Source organism: Paenibacillus sp. JNUCC 34 (genome assembly GCF_058269055.1).
Genome location: NZ_CM177770.1, coordinates 4,121,020 through 4,139,917 on the forward strand (window position 1 = coordinate 4,121,020; position 18,898 = coordinate 4,139,917).

The following is an 18,898-nucleotide window of genomic DNA, read 5'->3' on the forward strand; positions in this document are numbered from 1 at the left end:
TTTTACTATACCGTCTGGACGGTTTAGGTTACTATTATAACATTTGCTTCGTTAAATTTCATACATTTTTTTAATTTGATTTTCCGGATGACTATTGATGAATATTTCACAGATTGTGAAAATCCTTTTTCACTAAGGATAACCATACTTTTGCCGATAATATGTTATGGGGAGGTGTCAAATGGACATTGCAGCATTATCTATATCCATGAGCCAGGCTTCATTGTCTCAAGCTGTCGGTCTTAGAGTATTGAGCATGGCAAAAAACCAGGCTAACATTCAGGGTCAGGGCCTAGTGCAAATGATGGAGAAAAGTGTAGATCCAAACCTGGGGCAAAAATTGGACATCTCTGTATAAAGAAAACCGTCTATCGACGTATTTCCTAAGAAGACAGACCGCTTTAGCAGAGGTTTTTCTTGCGATATAGGGAAGCAGACTCCAAGAAGTTGATAATCTCTTATATCTTAAACAAGCCCGTAGGATTTAATCTGCGGGACTTTTTTATCAAGCCATGAAAAGCCATGCCCTGAGTGTCAAAAGTAATTCATCCAAAGAAAAAAGGCAGCCACTATGGACCGCCCCCGAATAATTAATTAAATAATTCGTTCCTCTGTCTCTCTTGCCAGCATCCATTTGCCGTTAATCAACTGCCAGTTCTCAATCGTAAACAGTCTTGCTAACACATTCCCATCTTTTTCAATCAACAGTTCATAAAACACCGCAGCATGATTCGCATCCTTTAGCCGGATAACTCTGTTTTCAAATTTCTTCTTTGCCCCTAAAAGTTGGTTCACAGACTGCTCCATACCACTTATAGCTTCATCCCGGTTGAACATCGCTGGCTTGTCTTGAGCCCCATTGAAAAATGCAACATAGTAGTCTTCTGTCATTCTTTCCAACGAAGAGGTATCACCTGATTCCATTGCTGCATTCCAATCATTGATGAATTCATCGTGCATTTTAGTGAAATTCATTAATTGACTTTCCAACAGTTCAACCACTGATTAACCAGCCCCTTACCTTCTTTTCAATATGTAACAAAAAAGACTATTCTACATATCCTTGCAAATCCCCTTCCTTATTCAGGAAGATGGAGAAGCACTGACGAACTGGATAACTCCGATAATAGTCAATAGAAGGAAGATGGTTACAATAAATCCAATAATAAACTTCAGCGTTGTGGAGCTTTTCGATGTTCGATACAATTGTTTTTCAACCCTGTTTAATCGCTCCTTAAGTTCTTGTATTTCTTTTTCCTTATCCATGGTTAACCTCCCATTGATCATGAACTTGGAACATTCTACCTCTATAGTATAACAATAGTCGAAAACAGTACATCTTGTGTCCAAATTACGCGGAATAACTCTTCTTACTGTTTCTCCAACGATCCCGTTGTTCTGTAAACAGCAAAAAACCCTTGCTACGCAAGGGTTTTCGTAAAGTGGGCCCTGAGGGACTCGAACCCCCGACCAGTCGGTTATGAGCCGACCGCTCTAACCAACTGAGCTAAGGGCCCTGATCACATACAAATTCATATAAGGACAAATCCATTAAATAAATTGGTTGCGGGGGCAGGATTTGAACCTACGACCTTCGGGTTATGAGCCCGACGAGCTACCGAACTGCTCCACCCCGCGTCATTAGATGTCTTTAACAGCGACAAGAATAAATATACAGCATCTAGTACAGTGAAGTCAAGTATTAATTTTAGAATTATAAATTCCAGAATTTTTTACGGGATATACCTCACTCCATATCGTCCTTTTCTGGAACGGTACACTTCTACAACCTGGGGATCCCCATAACCAAACAGCCAAGCGTCCTGTTCCAATCGTTTGGCAAAACATCCGGCTTGAAATTTAGTTGTATACAGCTTACCGTAATAAACCCAGTTCATGACGTAACGCTCCTTATCTGCATTCATTTTCATCCGATGCTTATTATACCCAGCAGTCCTAGAATCATTCCAATAACATTCGCCTGATTTACACGTGATTAACTCTCCAGCACTCATAAAACAAAGGGTCTCCCAGCTGCCATTTATACGGCTTTTAGGACACCCTTCTAAATGAATTACGATACATCAGTCGATACTTGCGTTATCGTTGCCCTTCTCAATGATTCCATGATACAAAATAATCATTAGCTGATCGCCAACCGCGTTCAAGCTGCCCAGTCCGTCGTACCATTCAGATCTCGCTGTAAATTCCTTGATAAAGGTTAGGAAGGCGACCAGTAGATGTGGCGAGATGTCCTTCCGGATTTGTCCCAGCTGCTGCCCCTTGAAAATCATCATTTCAAACTCCGGAATGATCTTTTCTCGGTTGAACGCCATCAGCTTCTCCATTTGATCCGGAAACTTAACGAGATCCGATATAAATTGCTGCGTTACATTAAGAGAAAAGTTTTCCTTCTCTTCATAAAATAAAGTCAGAGCTTCGAGCGGGTCCTTTGCTTTGTCCATGAGCTCCCGGTAAAGAGTCCAAGACTCCTCAATTAGGCTGTCAACCACGTGATCCAAAAGCCCTTCCTTACTCTGATAATAATTGTATATGGTCATTTTGGAGACGGGCACCGCCTCCGCAATCTGCTCCATACTCGTTTGCAAAATACCTTGCTCTAAAAACAATCGTTTTCCCGTCTCCAGTATTGCGTTCTTTTTAGCGTTCATGGTTTTAGCTCAAGTCCCTCCTCTTCAAAATAAGCAGGGCTACCGCTGTTCCAGTCGCATACAGCCCTAACATAACGAGCCATGCTGCCGTTGGTATCCCTCCACCCTTGACTACTTCAAATGCATCAAACAAACGGTACGGAGAGACAACGGACAGCTTCTCCATCATCTCACTGCTACCCGATAAAAGATTTAGCAGAAATGCCAGCACTGCAATGCCAGCACCAGCTGAAGCAGCGCCAAAAGATACCCAGGACGTGAGACCATATCCAATGCCCATAAGAGACAAAACAAGCAAATATCCCGCCAATAGAAGACGCAGCATATCTCCCAGATGTTCCAATTGCCCCGATGACTGAGAAAGCAGAAGAAGAAGGAGCGTGCTTAATGCGTACACTAGGGTCATATGCAGCCAGTGAGCTGCCGCTTTGGACCAGAAAATCGTAGAGCGGCTGTAAGGCAGGGCAAATAAATACTCGTAAGTCCCCCGCTCCCGTTCCTTAGCAATACTTCCCGCAGCCCAAGCTGCAGCAAATGAACTTACCATCACCATAAAATAAGGAAACACCTGTGTAGCCAAAAAACCATCAAAGGTTTGAAGGGTTTCAACCTGAATACCGAAAGCTTTAAGCAGACCCTCCGGCAATCCTTGAATCAACTTCTCCATATCCGGATTGTTGATATACATTTCCGCTTTACCTAACAGCAATACAATAAAGACTAAGGTTATAGACAAACAGATATAAAATCCGCGTCGGTTTTGTCGGAGTTCAAGAGAAATAAGATTCCATTTCATCGTCTTCCCTCTTTCTCTTCATCAGATCGGTAATCATCCATAAACAATTCTTCTATGGTTGGCCGGCGTATCGTAAGATCCGCAATAGGAAGCTGCGATAATTTGCCCAAGGCAGCCTGAAGCGACTGTCCTGTTTGGAGCAAATGATGGATGCCGTCAAATGTGACAAGGGGATCGAGCTCACGTAATCCATATGCCTCTATCTGGTTTCCAGGCATTTCGAATTGAATAGAAACCTTATGAGTTCGACCATTCGATAGATCATCCAATCGGGATACACGAAGGAGCTGCCCTTCACGGATAAACGCCACACGTTCACAGAGCTTCTCTACTTCAGAGAGAACATGGGTCGAGAAAAAAATCGTCATGCCTTCTTTTTGGTTCAATTCCGTAAGTAGCGCAAACAGTTCACGCTGAACCAATGGATCCAGGCCCGAAGTCGGCTCATCCAAAATCAGCAGCTCAGGCCGATGCAGCAGGGCCATAATAAGGCCAAGCTTTTTCCGGTTTCCAAGGGAATACGATTTAACCTTTTGCCCCGGGTTCCATTGAAGTCTTTCTGCATATTCCAGAGCTGATGTATTCTCCAGTTTTAGACCATATGCCCTAGCTGTCAGCTCCAATGCCTGTTTACCGCTCATATTCGGATAAGATATGATCTCGGAAGGCAAGTATCCGATTCGTCTGCGCAGCTCAGGCTTCTCCTTGTCAAGAACAGTACCAAGCACCTTCATTGTCCCCTTCGTCGGATACAATAGCTGCATGATCATTCGAATGGTTGTAGACTTTCCAGCTCCATTTGGTCCAATAAACCCAAATACCTCACCCTGCTTCACTTCCATGTTTAGATCGGTAACACCGCGCTTAGAACCGTACATTTTGCTAATCCCAACAGCTTCAACAGCTAACATAGGCACACACCCTTTTTATACTGTTAGTTTGTTCATAGTACATATTGTTGATCTGAAAAACGTATCTGTCAAGATTATATTTTACTCCAATATCTATTTAAGACCGGACTTGGTGGTTGTTTTTCTTGCGAGATAAGGATGCACTTTAAACCGATGTTTATACTTTCTTATCTCTTCAAAAAAAAGCTGCTGCCCCGTCATTTGACGAAAGGCAGCAGCCTAGAACAATATTGCTATTATTTTGTTTCACCGTATGCAGCTGGATTGGCTCTAAACGATTGAAGCAGCTCCAAATCTTCCTTTTGAATCCGGCCTTCACTCAGTGCCACTTCCGTTAATGCAGTATAGTTAGACAAGCTTTGCAACGAGATGCCTGCTTCGGAGAAAGCCTGTACTGCTTTATCCATCTGGTAGCTGAATATTGCGAGCACCGCCAGTGCCTCCGCTCCTGCAGCCTGCACCGCCTTAGCGGCCTTGAGCGAGCTGCCCCCGGTAGAAATCAGATCCTCTATAACGACGACCTTCTGTCCCGGTTTAATGTGACCTTCGATCATATTTTCCTTGCCGTGACCTTTCGCTTTGTCACGGATATACGCCATTGGAAGGTTCAGCTTCTGGGATACCCAGGCTGCATGCGGAATTCCGGCTGTAGCCGTACCTGCAATCACCTCAGCATCCGGGTACTGTTCACGAATGATGGAAGCGAACGATTCTGCAATATAGTCACGAATTTCCGGGTATGACATCGTCAACCGGTTATCACAGTATATCGGAGACTTAATCCCGGATGTCCATGTGAACGGCTGGTGCGGACGCAGGGCCACCGCTTCGATTTTTAACAGGTATGATGCGATTTGTTGTGGTATTTCGGCTAATGTACTCATGCTCCGATCATCTCCTCTATGATTTGTTCTGCAGCTTGTCTTGGATCCGGCGATGCCGTGATCGGACGGCCCACAACCAGGTAATGGCTTCCCCGTGAAATAGCTTGTCCCGGAGTCAATACGCGGGCTTGATCACCGATACCGGACCCTACCGGCCGGATTCCAGGGGTTACTGTTTTAAAATCGTGACCACATGCTGCTGAGATCGCTTCTACTTCCAGAGAAGAAGCAACAACACCGTGAAGTCCCGCTTCCTTCGCAAGCGAAGCATACCGGACGACCGACTCTTCAACAGAGCCGCTAATCCCGATTTCTTCGTTCATAACAGTCTGGTTCGTGCTAGTTAGCTGGGTCACCGCGATAATTATGGGCATGACAAGGCCCGGGGTTTCGGCCACTGCGGCCTCCGCCCCGGCTTTTGCCGCCTGCATCATGCCGACACCACCTGCAGCATGGACGTTGAACATGTCCACCCCGAGACGTGTCACACTATGCGAGCCACCTTTTACCGTATTCGGAATATCATGCATTTTCACATCCAGAAAAACCGAATAACCTCTTTCTTTCAAGCTTCTTACAAAATCCGGACCAGCTGTATAAAACAGCTGCATTCCCACCTTCATATAGCATGGAATGCCCGTAAGCTTCCGGACCAATTCGGATGCCTGTGCGGCATCCGGGTAATCCAGGGCCACCATCAGGCGGCCCGCCATTTCTTTATACCCGGCGTTCATCGTACCCCTCCCTTATTAAGTGTTATACAGGCATTGCTTCTGAGGTGAAGTTTATCGTCTCCAGCATCGTAAGAAGCTCCCGTACCGTGTCTAGGGATGTCATACAAACCACACCGTTCTCCACCGCTTCACGGCGGATCCGGAATCCGTCACGCTCCGGTGTCTTTCCTTTAGTCAGCGTGTTAAAGACGAAGTTCGCTTCACCCGTGCGGATCATGTCGAGAATGTTAGGCGTTCCTTCGGACAGCTTGTTAACCGTTGTCACGTCGAGTCCCGCTTCCTTCAAAGCCGCTGCAGTGCCACCAGTAGCGATGATTTTGTAACCTAGCTTATGGAATCCTTTCAGCAGGGCTGCTGCTTCTTCCTTGTCCTTGTCCGCCACTGTAGCAATAATCGCTCCTGTTGAAGGAATCTTCATGCCGGCACCGATCAGTCCCTTGTAAAGTGCTTTGGCATACTTCACATCGCGCCCCATAACTTCGCCTGTTGACTTCATTTCTGGACCAAGCGTAGGCTCAACGCGGCGCAGCTTCGCGAAGGAGAATACCGGCACTTTTACCGATACGTGCTCGCTTTCAGGCCACATGCCTTCCTCGTAACCGAGGTCTTTCAGTTTGATTCCTAGGATAGCCTGAGTAGCTAGGTTAGCCATCGGAATACCCGTTACCTTGCTCAAGAACGGCACTGTACGGGAAGAGCGTGGATTCACTTCAATGACGTAGACTTCATTTTTGAAGATGATGAACTGGATGTTTACAAGTCCGTAAGTTTTCAATTCTTTGGCAATTTTAATCGTAATATCCGTAATCTTTGTTTTCAGCTCATCTGTAAGGTACTGCGGCGGGTAGACTGCGATAGAGTCTCCGGAGTGAACACCAGCACGTTCCACATGCTCCATAATTCCCGGAATCAGGACTGTATCTCCATCACAGATGGCGTCTACTTCTACTTCCTTACCGAGCATATAACGGTCGATCAATACCGGATGCTCCGGATTAATCTTCACTGCTTGTTCCATGTAACTCAGCAGTTCGCTATCGGAGTACACAATTTCCATCGCGCGTCCACCAAGCACGTAAGAAGGTCTCACCAGAACCGGGTAACCCAGCATCTGTGCGGTGCCTACTGCCTCGTCCACCGTAATAACCGTTTTGCCTTTCGGCTGAGCGATGTTCAGTCGGGATAACAGTGCTTCGAATTTCTTACGGTCTTCGGCTTCATCGATGCTTTCCAGGCTTGTTCCAAGGATATTCACCCCTGATTTTCTCAGCGGTGCTGCCAGGTTAATTGCGGTTTGTCCACCAAATTGAACGATGACGCCAACCGGTTTCTCCTGCTCGATGACGTTCATGACGTCTTCGAAGAACAGCGGTTCGAAGTATAGGCGGTCCGATGTGTTAAAGTCGGTCGATACCGTTTCCGGGTTATTGTTGATAATAACCGCTTCAAAGCCGGCTTTCTGGATAGCCCATACCGCATGTACGGTAGAGTAGTCGAACTCGATACCTTGACCGATCCGGATTGGACCCGAACCAAGCACGATAATTTTCTCCTTCGACGTCTCGATCACTTCGTTCTCTGTTTCATACGTTGAGTAATAGTAAGGTGTTGAAGATTCAAACTCTGCCGCACAGGTATCAACCATCTTGTACACCGGACGAAGATTGTGCTCATGGCGAAGGAACCGGATCGATTCTTCGGTTGTGTGTGATGCTGCCTTGCCTTCGGCACGCAGCTCCGCAATGGCGCGGTCCGTAAATCCGAGGCGCTTCGCTTCATACAGTGTTTCATATGTCAGTGCAGCTTCGCTGCGAATATGACTTTCATATTTAATGAGTCCTTCAATCTTATCGAGGAACCACCAGTCAATGTTGGTCAGATCCTGGATTTGTTGCAACTCATAGCCGCGACGGAAGGCTTCAGCGATTAAGAAGATACGCTCGTCATCAGCTTTAATCAGCCGCTGTTTCAGCACTTCTTCACTGAGTTCCTCCGCACCCTTCAGGTAGAGGCGGTGCACACCGATCTCAAGCGAGCGGACCGCCTTGTGAATCGACTCTTCGAACGTACGGCCAATGGCCATAACTTCACCAGTCGCTTTCATTTGGGTACCGAGCTTACGGTTAGCGGAAATGAATTTATCAAACGGCCAGCGCGGGATTTTGCTTACGATGTAATCCAGCGTCGGCTCGAAACATGCGTACGTTTGACCGGTAACCGGGTTTACGATTTCATCCAGTGTGTAACCCATGGCGATTTTTGCAGCCATTTTGGCAATCGGATAGCCGGTAGCTTTGGAAGCCAAGGCTGAAGAGCGGCTTACCCGTGGGTTCACTTCGATTACGTAGTATTGATAGCTGTTCGGATCCAGCGCAAACTGCACGTTGCAGCCGCCCTCGATGTTCAGCGCACGGATGATTTTTAATGAAGCGGATCTCAGCATCTGGTACTCACGATCGGACAGCGTCTGGCTAGGAGCTACAACGATGCTATCACCCGTATGCACACCTACCGGATCAAAGTTCTCCATGTTGCAGACGACGATACAGTTGTCGTTCGCATCACGCATGACTTCGTATTCCACTTCCTTCATTCCAGCGATACTTTTTTCAATCAAGCACTGGTTGATTGGACTGTAGCGGATACCCGAGGATACCGTTTCGCGCAGCTCCTCTTCATCGGCGCAAATCCCGCCCCCCGTGCCGCCCAGCGTATATGCCGGACGAACAATCAGCGGGTAACCGATCTCTTCCGCAAAATCAAGAGCTTCTTCCAGCGTTGTTACAATCGTGCTCTCCGGTACCGGTTGCTCCAGCTCGCGCATAAGCTCACGGAACAGGTCGCGGTCCTCTGCCTTCTCAATGGAATCAAGCTGTGTACCGAGCAGCTTCACATTCTCCTGCTCAAGAATGCCGGCACGAGCCAATTCCACTGCCATGTTAAGTCCCGTTTGACCGCCAAGTGTTGGCAGCAATCCATCAGGACGTTCCTGACGGATAATCTGTGTGACGAAATCAAGGGTAATCGGTTCGATATATACTTTATCCGCCATGTTCGTATCGGTCATGATCGTGGCTGGATTGCTGTTAATCAGGACAACCTCAATACCTTCTTCTTGCAACGCCTGGCAAGCTTGCGTGCCAGCATAATCAAATTCTGCTGCCTGACCGATGACGATCGGGCCCGAGCCGATGACGAGAATTTTTTTCAACTGTTCATTTTTAGGCATATTAGCGAGCTCCTTTCACGGCTGCAGCCAGAACCGCTTGACGCGGCTTCCGAATTTCATTTTTCTTGTGGTGTGCGATCATTTCAAGGAATTCATCGAACAGATAACTGCTATCATGCGGTCCAGGAGCGGCTTCCGGATGGTACTGTACCGAGAAAGCCGGATATTTAGTATGTTTTAATCCCTCAACCGTTTTGTCGTTGTTGTTGATATGTGTAATTTCAAGGTCCGTAGCCGCAATGGAATCTTCGTTTACGGTATAACCGTGATTTTGTGATGTAATGTAACAGCGTCCGCTCGACAGTTCTTTAACCGGGTGGTTGCCTCCACGGTGACCGAACTTCAGCTTCTCTGTGTCTGCGCCAGACGCAAGTGCGAACAGCTGATGACCGAGACAGATACCGAAGATCGGATATTCGCCAAGCAACTCCTTAATCATATCGACAGCATAAGGAACGTCTTTCGGGTCCCCAGGGCCGTTCGAAAGCTGTATGCCGTCTGGGTGCAGGCGGCGGATTTCGTCTGCTGTCGTGTCGTGAGGTACGACGATGACATCACAGCCGCGCGCCGTCAACTCTCTCAAAATACCACTCTTTGCGCCGAAATCAACGAGCACGATACGCTCTTTTTGACCCGGGCTGATGAACATTTGTGGAGTGGATGTACGGGCTACCTGGTTCCGGAGCTGCGGAATCGATGTGTCGCTCAACATTTCCATCAGCTCTTCTACTGGTTTGGAAGATGTTGTCAAGATCCCTTTCATTGTTCCGTGGTGGCGGATAATCCGTGTAAGCATCCGAGTGTCGATTTCGCTAATTCCCGGTATGCCGTACTCTTTCAACAGACTATCTACACTGTACTCCGCGCGCCAGTTACTTGGTACAGGCTCATGTCGGCGAACAACGAAGCCGTGTACGAACGGCCGGATCGCCTCAAAGTCGTCCCGCGTGATACCGTAGTTGCCGATCAAGGGGTATGTCATCGTTACTATCTGCCCGCAGTATGATGGGTCTGACAGTACCTCCTGATATCCTGTAATTCCTGTATTAAAAACAACCTCTCCGGTCATTTCAGCATCCGCGCCGAAGGCTTTTCCGCTGAACAGCGTACCGTCCTCCAGTAACAATCTTGCCTGTGCCTGCATCCCATTCACTCCTGTCATCTATGTGTAAATTATTTTTTTATAAGTTCTAATGCCTCAGACTTATTCAAATCCGTTATGTTCAGACCACTTTATCTCGCCGTCAACCCATGTCATCACTGGCCAACCTTTCAGCTTCCAGCCCGTAAACGGTGTGTTGCGACCTTTTGTTGCGAAGTTTTCCGGATTCACTTCTTTCTCACTTTCCAGATCTATCATGGTTAGGTCGGCAGGTGCACCTGCTTTCAGCACACCACTGTTCAGCCCGAACACTCTGGCAGGGTCGCTTGTCATGCGCTGTACCAGCATGGAGAGATCCCACTTGCCTGTAGCAACAAATTTCGTGTAGAGCAGCGGGAATGCTGTCTCGAAGCCTACAATCCCAAATGGTGCAAGCTCCATCCCCTTAGCCTTCTCCTCTTCGCTGTGCGGAGCATGGTCCGTTACGATCATATCGAGCGTGCCGTCCAGCAGTCCCTCGATACAGGCCTCTACATCACGCGGAGAGCGCAGTGGCGGATTCATTTTCCAATTGGCATCAAGGCCAGGAATGTCTTCATCAGACAGCACCAGGTGATGCGGACACACCTCAGCGGTTACAGATATTCCAATCGCTTTAGCCTGGCGGATGAGCCTTACCGACTGTTCGGTGCTTACATGACATACATGATAGTGAACACCTGTTGCTTCCGTCAGCAGTATATCGCGTCCGACATGGATGGCCTCTGATTCGTTCGGTATACCCTTGAGTCCATGCTGCTCGGCGAACTTCCCTTCCGTCACGCAGGCTCCTTTTACCAACGATTCATCTTCACAGTGTGCAATGACCGGCATGCCCATCGAGGCTGCTCTTTTCATTGCGTCCTTCATCATTTGCGCATTCTGCACACCGACTCCGTCGTCGGTGAAGCCGATCGCTCCTGCCGCTTTTAGAGCTTCAAAATCCGTGAGCTCTCGTCCGAGCTCATTCTTGGTGATTGCCGCATACGGCAGCACTTTCACCAGATTTGCCTGCCGCGCCTTCTCCAGCACAAGGGCCACAGTGTCGGCGTTATCTGTTACGGGCTTTGTATTTGGCATGCAGGCGATCGTACTAAAGCCGCCTTTAACCGCAGAACGACTTCCACTCTCGATTGTTTCCTTATGTTCAAAGCCAGGTTCTCTCAGGTGTACATGCATATCTATGAATCCTGGTGTGACCAGTTTTCCTTCCGCATCAATCACGCGGATGCCGCTTTGTTCCGGCAGCTCATGATCTTCTCTTGTTACGGATTGAATCACTCCGTTATCAATGATGATAACCTTTCGTTCGAGTTGTCCCTGTTCATTAATCACATTGGCATTCTTAATAATTTGTAGCACCTTAGTTTCCCCTCCGCTGCAGAAGCGCGGTTCGCTTCTTGTATATTGTATAATATTAATTCATTTTTGTGTATATTTATTAATAAATTCAAACGTACACTTACACATTTTGTTGGTTTAACCTTTCGTGGCCCGTTCCATGACTGCCATCCTAATCGGCACTCCGTGCGTCATCTGCTGGAAAATCACCGACCGCGGGCACTCTACAACTGCATCATCGATCTCCACATTTCGGTTCACCGGAGCTGGATGCATAATGATCGTATGCCCCGATAATCCAGCAGCCCGCTCTTCCGTTAAGCCGTATTGCTCACGGTACTCGGCGGTTGATTTGAACAGCCCTTGGTTGTGACGCTCAAGCTGTACCCGAAGCATCATAACCACATCCGCTTTAAGCGCCTCTTCCATGCTTACATAGGAAGCGTGTTCCTTAAGCGTAGCTGATACCATTGAGTCCGGAGCGCACAACTGCACTTTCGCTCCGAGCTTATTCAGAGCCCAGACGTTCGATCGTGCAACCCGGCTGTGCCTAACATCTCCAATGATGGATACCGTCAGTCCCTTTATGTCGCCGAATACCTTCTTCATCGTGTAAAGATCCAGCAGCGCTTGAGTCGGATGTTCGTTGTTGCCGTCCCCCGCATTAACCAGCGGTATGGATATAGACTGAGCCAGCTCCTGCAATACGCCTACCGGTTTAAGCCGAATGACGCCCGCGTCTACCCCGAGTGATTCAAGAGTCCGTACCGTATCGTAGATGGACTCCCCTTTTTCCACGCTGGATACCCCCGCGGAAAAGTTCATCACTTCGGCTCCCAGACGTTTTTCGGCCATCTCGAAGGAAAAGCGGGTTCTTGTGCTGTTTTCAAAAAACATGTTCACTACAAATTTTTGGCTTAATGCAGGTACTACCTTTTCGCTCTGTGCCTCCCAGTAAGCGGCCCGGTTTAAGATCGATTGAATTTCTTCACCGCTGAGATCTTTAAGTCCAAGCAGGCTTCGTTCTTTTACAGAAGTTGCGGTCAGCATATTTTATCGTTCCTCTCTCTGCGAGATGGTTACTTCGTCCTTGCCGTCGACTTCAGATAGTGCCACAATGATCTCTTCATGTTTGGAGGTTGGCACGTTCTTACCGATATAATCAGGCCGAATCGGCAGTTCCCGGTGTCCACGGTCTGCCAGGACCGCCAGCTGTATCATCCGAGGTCGTCCGCAATCCATCAGTGCGTCCATCGCTGCCCGGATTGTGCGGCCTGTAAAGAGTACGTCGTCGAACAGGATAACTTTTTTGTCGTGTATGTTAAGATGTTCAGGGCTTAGCTTCGCTCCCTCTGAACGCTCTCCGGAAGCTGACTCCCGGTCGTCCCTGTAGGATGTTACGTCGATTTCTCCCCAGGTAATCGGTGTTCCTTCGATCTCGTTAATGCGCTCCGCGATCCGTTGCGCCAGATATACGCCTCTAGTCCGGATTCCGATAAGGACACAGTCCTCAATCCCTTTGTTTTTTTCCAATATTTCATGAGCGATTCTTGTCAGAGCCCGGCGAATTGCCGTTTCGTCCATAATCACATGCTGTTCATTGCTCATCGTAAAACCCTCCTTAAGTTATAGCCCTTTCCATCAATCTCTGCCCTAAGACACAAAAAAACTCCTTGCCGCGCAGGCAAGGAGTTGATCTCATATACACAAAGAGATGGTATGAAAGCAGCAAAGTTCCATCCGCAGACGAAATTGTGCTTCCATGTCATGAACCTCGGTTCACGTTACCTTGCCAGTCTCACGGGACTGATTTAAAGGTGCTATTCGATTAATTGCAGTATGACAGAGCTCACAATGGTTGTCAAGCAACGCAAGTCATTTTAATCGTCATATCTAAACACTAAAATTCAAATTCGACATCATTAAGACGCCTGCGTATTTCTCCAATAACCCGCTTCTCATCCTCTTCACCGTCAGCGATGAAAGTAACCGAGAAACGTACAAAATGTCCCGCATCATCCCAAGGCACTGTGGAAATGAGTTTTTCTCGGATCAAATACTGGGAGAAATCCTCACCGGACTCAAACCGGCGTCCTCCTTTAATCCCTTTCGGCGCTTCGACATACAGAAAGAAGGAGCCTTTCGGTTTCTCGGCTTTGAAGCCGATCTCATTCAATACGCCAACCAGCATATCGTGGCGGCGTGAATATTTCTCCGCGATTTTCTCCGTTATTTCCGGATGATCAAGCCCCCAAGCAGCTGCTTTCTGGATCGCAATAAACTGTCCGGAATCGTTATTATCCTTCACATCTCCGAATGCTTTCACAACGAGTGGATTACCTGCAATAAAGCCGATACGCCATCCGGTCATATTGTACGATTTGGAGAGCGAGTGAAGTTCGACGCCAACGTCTTTTGCTCCCGGAACGGACAGGAAACTCAGAGGCTTCAAGCCATCATAAGTAAGAGCGGCATAAGGCGCATCATGTACAACCACCACATTATATTTACGGGCCCACGCTACAACATCTTCGAAAAATTCAACCGTTGCACTTGCCCCGGTAGGATTGTTCGGATAGTTCAAATACAGCATTTTCGCCCGCTTGGCAATATCCTCAGGAATAGAGTTCAGGTCCGGAAGAAAGGCATTTTCCTTTTTCAATTCCACCGTGTATACTTCCCCGCCGAGGTATTTAGTATGGGTTCCAAGAACCGGATAACCCGGCACCGTCATGATGGTCACGTCACCTGGATTGATGAAGCAGGATGGCAGCATAGCAAGTGCGGGCTTTGAACCAATGGAATGCAGCACCTCTGTGTCAGAATCCAGGCTATCTACGTTAAATACCCGTTTCATGTATCTTACAGCGGCTTGTTTAAATTCCGGTATTCCGTTATCAGCATAACCGCGGTTCTCTGGCTTGGCTGCTTCTTCAGCAAGCTTGCTCACAATTCCGAAATCCGCCATCTCATCCGGCTCACCTACGCCCATATCAATCAATTCTGTACCCGGGAATTCCTTTTTAGCTGCGGCTTTGGCTCTTTTGATTTTCTCGAATTTATAAATAGCGGTATTTTTGCCGTAATTGGCTCCGCCGATCCGATCTGCGAAATTTTGCTGGATATACGTTTCCTGATATTGTTCAATACTCATGGTTTGTACTCATCTCCTACTATGATTCACTTATATTGATAAATATGCCGTAAAACCGCAAGATGAACCATGCATGATATTGCTAATGATTTGTACTATTATGTTCACTCTTAGGAAAGTTCCAGCCACTCTGAGAGAAGCTCATCACGCCGCTGAACAAGAGTTTCATGTTCCATCCAACGTTCTTCCAGCTTAACTAGATGATTGGCCCCCTCTGCCTGTACAGACTCGGTCTCCATCTCTAACTCAAGCTCATGGATTCTAGCTTCCAGCGTGGCAATATCTTGTTCGAGCCGCTGTATCTTGAGCGCCGGATATCGCTCGTCATCTCTTGATTTCTTCTGCGGTTCCATGGAAACATGTTCTTTTCTATGCGCTACCTTATCTCCAGCTGAAGACATCGATGATGGCTCCACCTGGTGAGAGAACCCACTCAACAGTCTGTCTGAATGATCCTGCTTAAGCGTTTCATGTGCATAGGCTTGAGTCCTTGTCAGTTGCTGTAGCTTCTTTTCACGGAGAGCATCATAGTTGCCATAGAACACGTTCAGCCGGCCATCCTGAAGTTCCCAAATTCGCTGTGCCAATCGATTCACAAAATAGCGGTCATGGGATATCGCAAGAACCGTCCCGGTATAATCAGACAGCGCCTCTTCCAGCGCTTCTCTAGAGGCAATGTCCAGATGATTGGTCGGCTCGTCAAGCAAGAGCAAGTTTGGCTTTTGATGCATCAGCAATGCCAGTCGAAGTCGTGTCCACTCTCCACCAGACAGCTGGCCCACGGTCCTGAATACATCGTAACCGTAAAATAAATAACGGGCCAGAATACCGCGTGCTTCCCCCTCTTCGACACTGGCAATCTTTTTGAAATAACCCAGTACGGTTTCTTTTGGATCGGATGGTTCCTCCTGCTGAGCCAAATAACCAACCTCAATTCTTGAGCCCCATTCCATCTGTCCTGAATCAGGTTTCTCTTCTCCAAGCAGAAGCTTAAACAATGTGGTCTTGCCACTTCCATTTTGACCCATCAAAGCAATCTTGTCTCCATACTCCAGCAAGCCATTTACATCTTTAAGTACGGATTGATTATCGTAGGATTTTTTTATCTGTTCAAAGACTGCAACTCTGCGGCCGGAACGATCCTGTGAATCAAGAGCAAATTCCGCCTGACGACGCTCCAGCACCGGACGCTTGATGCGTTCCATTCTCTCCAGCGCCCGACGCATGGAAGCCGCACGCTTAAAAAATTTCTCGTTGTCTCCGTTTCGTCCCCACTCTTCCAACTGCTTAATTGTCTCTTTCATCTTTTTGATCTTCTTTTGTTGCTCCTGATACGCGTTAAATTGCTGCAGCAGCCGCTCTTCCTTCTCCTTCATGTAGAATGTATATCCACCAACCGACGTAAAGGCTTCTCCATCTTCCAATTCAATGGTTTTCGATATCACTCTGTCCAGAAAATAACGGTCATGGGAAATAATTACACAGGTCCCCGCATAATCCCGCAGATAGGTTTCCAACCATTCGGTTCGAGTCAAGTCAAGGTGGTTAGTTGGTTCATCCAGCAGTAGCAGCTCCGGCTTTACAATCAGTTGGGAAGCCAATGCCACACGGGTTTGCTCCCCTCCGGACAACGATCCAAACCGAAGACCATACGCCGCTTTCGAAATACCCAGTCCTAGAGCAACCTGATCGATGCTCGCCTCCATTTCATATCCGCCGTCCCTTTCAAAGCGCTCCTGAAGAGAAGCATACCTCCTGAGAAGCCGTTCAAGCTCTTTGTCATTTCCGGCATAAACAGGATCGCCCATCATCTGTTCCAGCTCAGACATTTGACGGCGGCACTCGTTCAGTTCTTCCAGACCCTCTGTTAAAACATCGAATACAGTACAATGCTCTTGGACCGTTGGAATTTGAGCCAAATAGCCAATTTTCGTATGTTTTTTAATCATTAGCTGACCCTCATCCGGTACGAGCTGCATAGCAAGCAGACGCATCAACGTCGTTTTCCCGCTTCCGTTACAGCCAATCAATCCTACTTTGTCTCCTTCATTAATTTCAAACTGAATATGGTCAAGCACGAGATTCGCGCCATAGTATTGGGTTAATTCCTTAGCATTAATTAAATTCATAATAAGGTTCCTCCTCATTTTTTGTGGAGAAGACCTTACTGCAGCACAAAAAAGGCCGCAGAGCAAGCTCCGCGGCCTTTATCAGCAAACGATAAACCCATTCTCAGGGCTCAATCCGTGCAGGCAGGCAGGTGACTTCTCGCGATGGTACAATCCGTATTATTAAAATTGGACAGACTTCTCCCGTTGAAAGAAAAAGTATGAACAATGCCAGCCATTGCAAGCGGTAGCCGGCTAATACAGTTGTTGACCATCTCGATATTCATCCTACCTCACCTCCTCTTTTCATAATTATTATGAATATAACACAAATGTCTATTTAGATGCAAGAAGCTGGAATGTGCTCTGCGAAAGATATAAGAAAAAAAACTGCTAGCGGCTGCGAAGCACCGCTAACAGTTCCTCTATTTCATCCGGAATAGGTGCCGTAAATTCCATGTATTCGTTCGTAGTAGGATGAACAAATCCGAGAACAGCCGCATGAAGCGCCTGGCCATTCATCTTCAATCCTTTACTTTTACCGTATACGGGATCTCCAACCAACGGATGTCCGATGTATTTCATATGCGCACGGATCTGATGCGTCCGGCCTGTCTCAAGCTTCAGCTCCAACAGATTGTAGTCCCCAAAACGCTCCAGAACTGTAAAATGAGTAACCGCATGTTTGCTGTTCCGGTCGGTCACGATGTAGAGCTTTCGATCATGAGGATCTCTTCCCAGAGGTGCGTCAACCGTCCCCTGATCATGACTAATATTGCCGTGAACGAGCGCATAATAACGCCGTGTAACACTATGTTCCTTCAACTGTGCAGCAAGTGACGTATGTGCCTTGTCATTCTTTGCAGCCATAATCAGTCCTGATGTATCCTTATCAATCCGATGGACGATACCAGGGCGAAGCTCACCGTTAATACCCGATAAATCTTTGCAATGATACATTAAAGCGTTGACAAGCGTACCGGACGGATGGCCCGGGGCCGGATGAACAACCATCCCTCTTGGCTTGTTTACAACGATCACATCACTATCTTCATAGGCGATATCGAGCGGGAGATTCTCCGGTACGATTTCAACCGCTGCCGGCTCCGGAATCAAGAGTGAAATACGGTCTCCGGCACCGAGTTTATAGTTCGATTTCACCTGGCTGTCATTAACTTTTACATGTCCTTCCGTAATCCACAACTGAACCTGTGAGCGCGACGCTTCTTCACCCAGCGCCTCCGCTATGTATTTATCGATTCTTACTTTTGCATCTTCGGAGTCTACAATCCATACATGCTCATTCATTTCAGCCATTTCATGTATGTCTGCATCGTGCTGCTGTTCATCCTCAAGTCTTTTGCCATCTAGCAAGATTATTCATTCCCTTCCGTACCGGAACTTTGTTGACTGGAAAGAGCTTGTTGCTCCCGCTTCCCATCCAGTATGGTGTCCAAAATGATCAATCCCACACCAATGACAATACATGAATCAGCAATATTAAAGATCGGGAACGTGTAGGTCCCAAAAGTGAATTGAAGGAAGTCAACAACTTCTCCTGTCACAAGGCGGTCAATAAAATTCCCGAGTGCGCCGCCCAATACAAGCGCGAGTGCCGTCGGCAGCAACTTGCGGCCTTCAGATTTCACTTTTCTCATATACCAGATAATACCAACCACGACCACAAGCGTCACAACAATGAAGAACCAAATTTGATCCTGCAAAATGCCAAATGCTGCACCTCTGTTACGACTTGACGTAATCACAAAAAAATCACCAATCACTGGAATCTGTTCATACAATTCGAGCCGGGTTGCGATCAAATATTTAATTCCCTGATCGACGAGGAATACAATTAGCGCGATTAAATAATAGCCCACAGTAACTTGTCACTCCGATCTTGTCTTGTGCGAGAGAGCCATCCCAAC

Annotated in this window: 19 protein-coding genes and 2 tRNA genes; 1 reads left to right on the forward strand and 20 read right to left on the reverse strand. The window is 47.4% G+C overall.

Annotation, left to right across the window (positions count from 1 at the left end; translation table 11 throughout):
• Positions 1-181 precede the first annotated feature (181 nt).
• Positions 182-358, forward strand: coding sequence for a YjfB family protein (locus AC2TF5_RS19380; protein ID WP_241932874.1), 177 nt, complete (start codon positions 182-184; stop codon positions 356-358).
• Between the two features lie 236 nt (positions 359-594).
• Here the strand turns inward: AC2TF5_RS19380 and AC2TF5_RS19385 are convergent, their stop codons facing one another.
• The 20 genes from AC2TF5_RS19385 to lspA all read right to left on the reverse strand — a co-directional run bounded on the left by AC2TF5_RS19385 (position 595) and on the right by lspA (position 18,850).
• Positions 595-1,002 carry a hypothetical protein gene (locus tag AC2TF5_RS19385; protein WP_491298803.1) on the reverse strand — a complete coding sequence of 136 codons (408 nt, stop codon included), beginning with the start codon at positions 1,000-1,002 and terminating at the stop codon, positions 595-597.
• An 81-nt stretch (positions 1,003-1,083) separates the two neighbouring features.
• Positions 1,084-1,266 carry a hypothetical protein gene (locus AC2TF5_RS19390; RefSeq protein ID WP_491298804.1) on the reverse strand — a complete coding sequence of 61 codons (183 nt, stop codon included), beginning with the start codon at positions 1,264-1,266 and terminating at the stop codon, positions 1,084-1,086.
• Between the two features lie 177 nt (positions 1,267-1,443).
• Positions 1,444-1,517, reverse strand: a tRNA-Ile gene (locus AC2TF5_RS19395).
• A 44-nt stretch (positions 1,518-1,561) separates the two neighbouring features.
• Positions 1,562-1,638 (reverse strand) — tRNA-Met (locus tag AC2TF5_RS19400).
• Positions 1,639-1,733: 95 nt separating this feature from the next.
• Positions 1,734-1,898, reverse strand: a complete 165-nt coding sequence (locus AC2TF5_RS19405; protein WP_200901466.1) for a hypothetical protein — start codon at positions 1,896-1,898, stop codon at positions 1,734-1,736.
• A gap of 186 nt (positions 1,899-2,084) precedes the next feature.
• Positions 2,085-2,672, reverse strand: a complete 588-nt coding sequence (locus tag AC2TF5_RS19410) for a TetR/AcrR family transcriptional regulator (RefSeq protein ID WP_491298805.1) — start codon at positions 2,670-2,672, stop codon at positions 2,085-2,087.
• 4 nt (positions 2,673-2,676) lie between these two features.
• Positions 2,677-3,468 carry a DUF2705 family protein gene (locus tag AC2TF5_RS19415; protein WP_491298806.1) on the reverse strand — a complete coding sequence of 264 codons (792 nt, stop codon included), beginning with the start codon at positions 3,466-3,468 and terminating at the stop codon, positions 2,677-2,679.
• The gene (locus AC2TF5_RS19420) at positions 3,465-4,379 is read right to left on the reverse strand and encodes an ABC transporter ATP-binding protein (RefSeq protein ID WP_491298807.1); all 915 of its coding nucleotides are present in this window, start codon (positions 4,377-4,379) and stop codon (positions 3,465-3,467) included. The genes AC2TF5_RS19415 and AC2TF5_RS19420 overlap by 4 nt, the downstream gene beginning before the upstream one ends.
• A gap of 236 nt (positions 4,380-4,615) precedes the next feature.
• Positions 4,616-5,263, reverse strand: a complete 648-nt coding sequence (gene pyrE / locus AC2TF5_RS19425; protein ID WP_491298808.1) for an orotate phosphoribosyltransferase — start codon at positions 5,261-5,263, stop codon at positions 4,616-4,618.
• The gene (gene pyrF, locus AC2TF5_RS19430; protein WP_491298809.1) at positions 5,260-5,997 is read right to left on the reverse strand and encodes an orotidine-5'-phosphate decarboxylase; all 738 of its coding nucleotides are present in this window, start codon (positions 5,995-5,997) and stop codon (positions 5,260-5,262) included. The genes pyrE and pyrF overlap by 4 nt, the downstream gene beginning before the upstream one ends.
• A gap of 22 nt (positions 5,998-6,019) precedes the next feature.
• Entirely contained in the window at positions 6,020-9,226 is a 3,207-nt protein-coding gene (carB, locus tag AC2TF5_RS19435) for a carbamoyl-phosphate synthase large subunit (protein ID WP_491298810.1), read from the reverse strand.
• A 1-nt stretch (position 9,227) separates the two neighbouring features.
• Positions 9,228-10,370: a carbamoyl phosphate synthase small subunit gene (locus AC2TF5_RS19440; RefSeq protein WP_491298811.1), complete on the reverse strand. Its 1,143-nt coding sequence runs from the start codon at positions 10,368-10,370 to the stop codon at positions 9,228-9,230.
• Positions 10,371-10,430: 60 nt separating this feature from the next.
• Positions 10,431-11,729, reverse strand: coding sequence for a dihydroorotase (gene pyrC / locus AC2TF5_RS19445; protein WP_491298812.1), 1,299 nt, complete (start codon positions 11,727-11,729; stop codon positions 10,431-10,433).
• A 117-nt stretch (positions 11,730-11,846) separates the two neighbouring features.
• Positions 11,847-12,758 carry an aspartate carbamoyltransferase catalytic subunit gene (locus tag AC2TF5_RS19450; protein ID WP_491298813.1) on the reverse strand — a complete coding sequence of 304 codons (912 nt, stop codon included), beginning with the start codon at positions 12,756-12,758 and terminating at the stop codon, positions 11,847-11,849.
• Positions 12,759-12,761: 3 nt separating this feature from the next.
• Positions 12,762-13,316 carry a bifunctional pyr operon transcriptional regulator/uracil phosphoribosyltransferase PyrR gene (gene pyrR, locus AC2TF5_RS19455; RefSeq protein ID WP_208915023.1) on the reverse strand — a complete coding sequence of 185 codons (555 nt, stop codon included), beginning with the start codon at positions 13,314-13,316 and terminating at the stop codon, positions 12,762-12,764.
• A gap of 292 nt (positions 13,317-13,608) precedes the next feature.
• Positions 13,609-14,862 carry an LL-diaminopimelate aminotransferase gene (locus AC2TF5_RS19460; protein ID WP_491298814.1) on the reverse strand — a complete coding sequence of 418 codons (1,254 nt, stop codon included), beginning with the start codon at positions 14,860-14,862 and terminating at the stop codon, positions 13,609-13,611.
• Positions 14,863-14,972: 110 nt separating this feature from the next.
• Positions 14,973-16,991, reverse strand: coding sequence for a ribosomal protection-like ABC-F family protein (abc-f, locus tag AC2TF5_RS19465; RefSeq protein ID WP_491298815.1), 2,019 nt, complete (start codon positions 16,989-16,991; stop codon positions 14,973-14,975).
• A gap of 110 nt (positions 16,992-17,101) precedes the next feature.
• The gene (locus AC2TF5_RS19470) at positions 17,102-17,257 is read right to left on the reverse strand and encodes an RAxF-45 family protein (protein ID WP_491298816.1); all 156 of its coding nucleotides are present in this window, start codon (positions 17,255-17,257) and stop codon (positions 17,102-17,104) included.
• 106 nt (positions 17,258-17,363) lie between these two features.
• The gene (locus AC2TF5_RS19475) at positions 17,364-18,287 is read right to left on the reverse strand and encodes an RluA family pseudouridine synthase (RefSeq protein ID WP_491302940.1); all 924 of its coding nucleotides are present in this window, start codon (positions 18,285-18,287) and stop codon (positions 17,364-17,366) included.
• Positions 18,288-18,346: 59 nt separating this feature from the next.
• On the reverse strand, positions 18,347-18,850 hold the full coding sequence (gene lspA, locus AC2TF5_RS19480) for a signal peptidase II (protein ID WP_491298817.1): 504 nt from the start codon (positions 18,848-18,850) through the stop codon (positions 18,347-18,349).
• Positions 18,851-18,898: the final 48 nt, after the last annotated feature.

What these genes read in the sequence shown, in the direction of transcription:
- AC2TF5_RS19380 (WP_241932874.1), top strand. Translation starts at nt 182, where the DNA reads ATGGACATTGCAGCATTATCTATATCCATGAGCCAGGCTTCATTGTCT.
- AC2TF5_RS19390 (WP_491298804.1), bottom strand. Translation starts at nt 1,266, where the DNA reads ATGGATAAGGAAAAAGAAATACAAGAACTTAAGGAGCGATTAAACAGG.
- AC2TF5_RS19405 (WP_200901466.1), bottom strand. Translation starts at nt 1,898, where the DNA reads ATGAACTGGGTTTATTACGGTAAGCTGTATACAACTAAATTTCAAGCC.
- AC2TF5_RS19410 (WP_491298805.1), bottom strand. Translation starts at nt 2,672, where the DNA reads ATGAACGCTAAAAAGAACGCAATACTGGAGACGGGAAAACGATTGTTT.
- AC2TF5_RS19415 (WP_491298806.1), bottom strand. Translation starts at nt 3,468, where the DNA reads ATGAAATGGAATCTTATTTCTCTTGAACTCCGACAAAACCGACGCGGA.
- AC2TF5_RS19420 (WP_491298807.1), bottom strand. Translation starts at nt 4,379, where the DNA reads ATGTTAGCTGTTGAAGCTGTTGGGATTAGCAAAATGTACGGTTCTAAG.
- pyrE (WP_491298808.1), bottom strand. Translation starts at nt 5,263, where the DNA reads ATGAGTACATTAGCCGAAATACCACAACAAATCGCATCATACCTGTTA.
- pyrF (WP_491298809.1), bottom strand. Translation starts at nt 5,997, where the DNA reads ATGAACGCCGGGTATAAAGAAATGGCGGGCCGCCTGATGGTGGCCCTG.
- carB (WP_491298810.1), bottom strand. Translation starts at nt 9,226, where the DNA reads ATGCCTAAAAATGAACAGTTGAAAAAAATTCTCGTCATCGGCTCGGGC.
- AC2TF5_RS19440 (WP_491298811.1), bottom strand. Translation starts at nt 10,370, where the DNA reads ATGCAGGCACAGGCAAGATTGTTACTGGAGGACGGTACGCTGTTCAGC.
- AC2TF5_RS19450 (WP_491298813.1), bottom strand. Translation starts at nt 12,758, where the DNA reads ATGCTGACCGCAACTTCTGTAAAAGAACGAAGCCTGCTTGGACTTAAA.
- pyrR (WP_208915023.1), bottom strand. Translation starts at nt 13,316, where the DNA reads ATGAGCAATGAACAGCATGTGATTATGGACGAAACGGCAATTCGCCGG.
- AC2TF5_RS19460 (WP_491298814.1), bottom strand. Translation starts at nt 14,862, where the DNA reads ATGAGTATTGAACAATATCAGGAAACGTATATCCAGCAAAATTTCGCA.
- abc-f (WP_491298815.1), bottom strand. Translation starts at nt 16,991, where the DNA reads ATGAATTTAATTAATGCTAAGGAATTAACCCAATACTATGGCGCGAAT.
- AC2TF5_RS19470 (WP_491298816.1), bottom strand. Translation starts at nt 17,257, where the DNA reads ATGAATATCGAGATGGTCAACAACTGTATTAGCCGGCTACCGCTTGCA.
- AC2TF5_RS19475 (WP_491302940.1), bottom strand. Translation starts at nt 18,287, where the DNA reads ATGGCTGAAATGAATGAGCATGTATGGATTGTAGACTCCGAAGATGCA.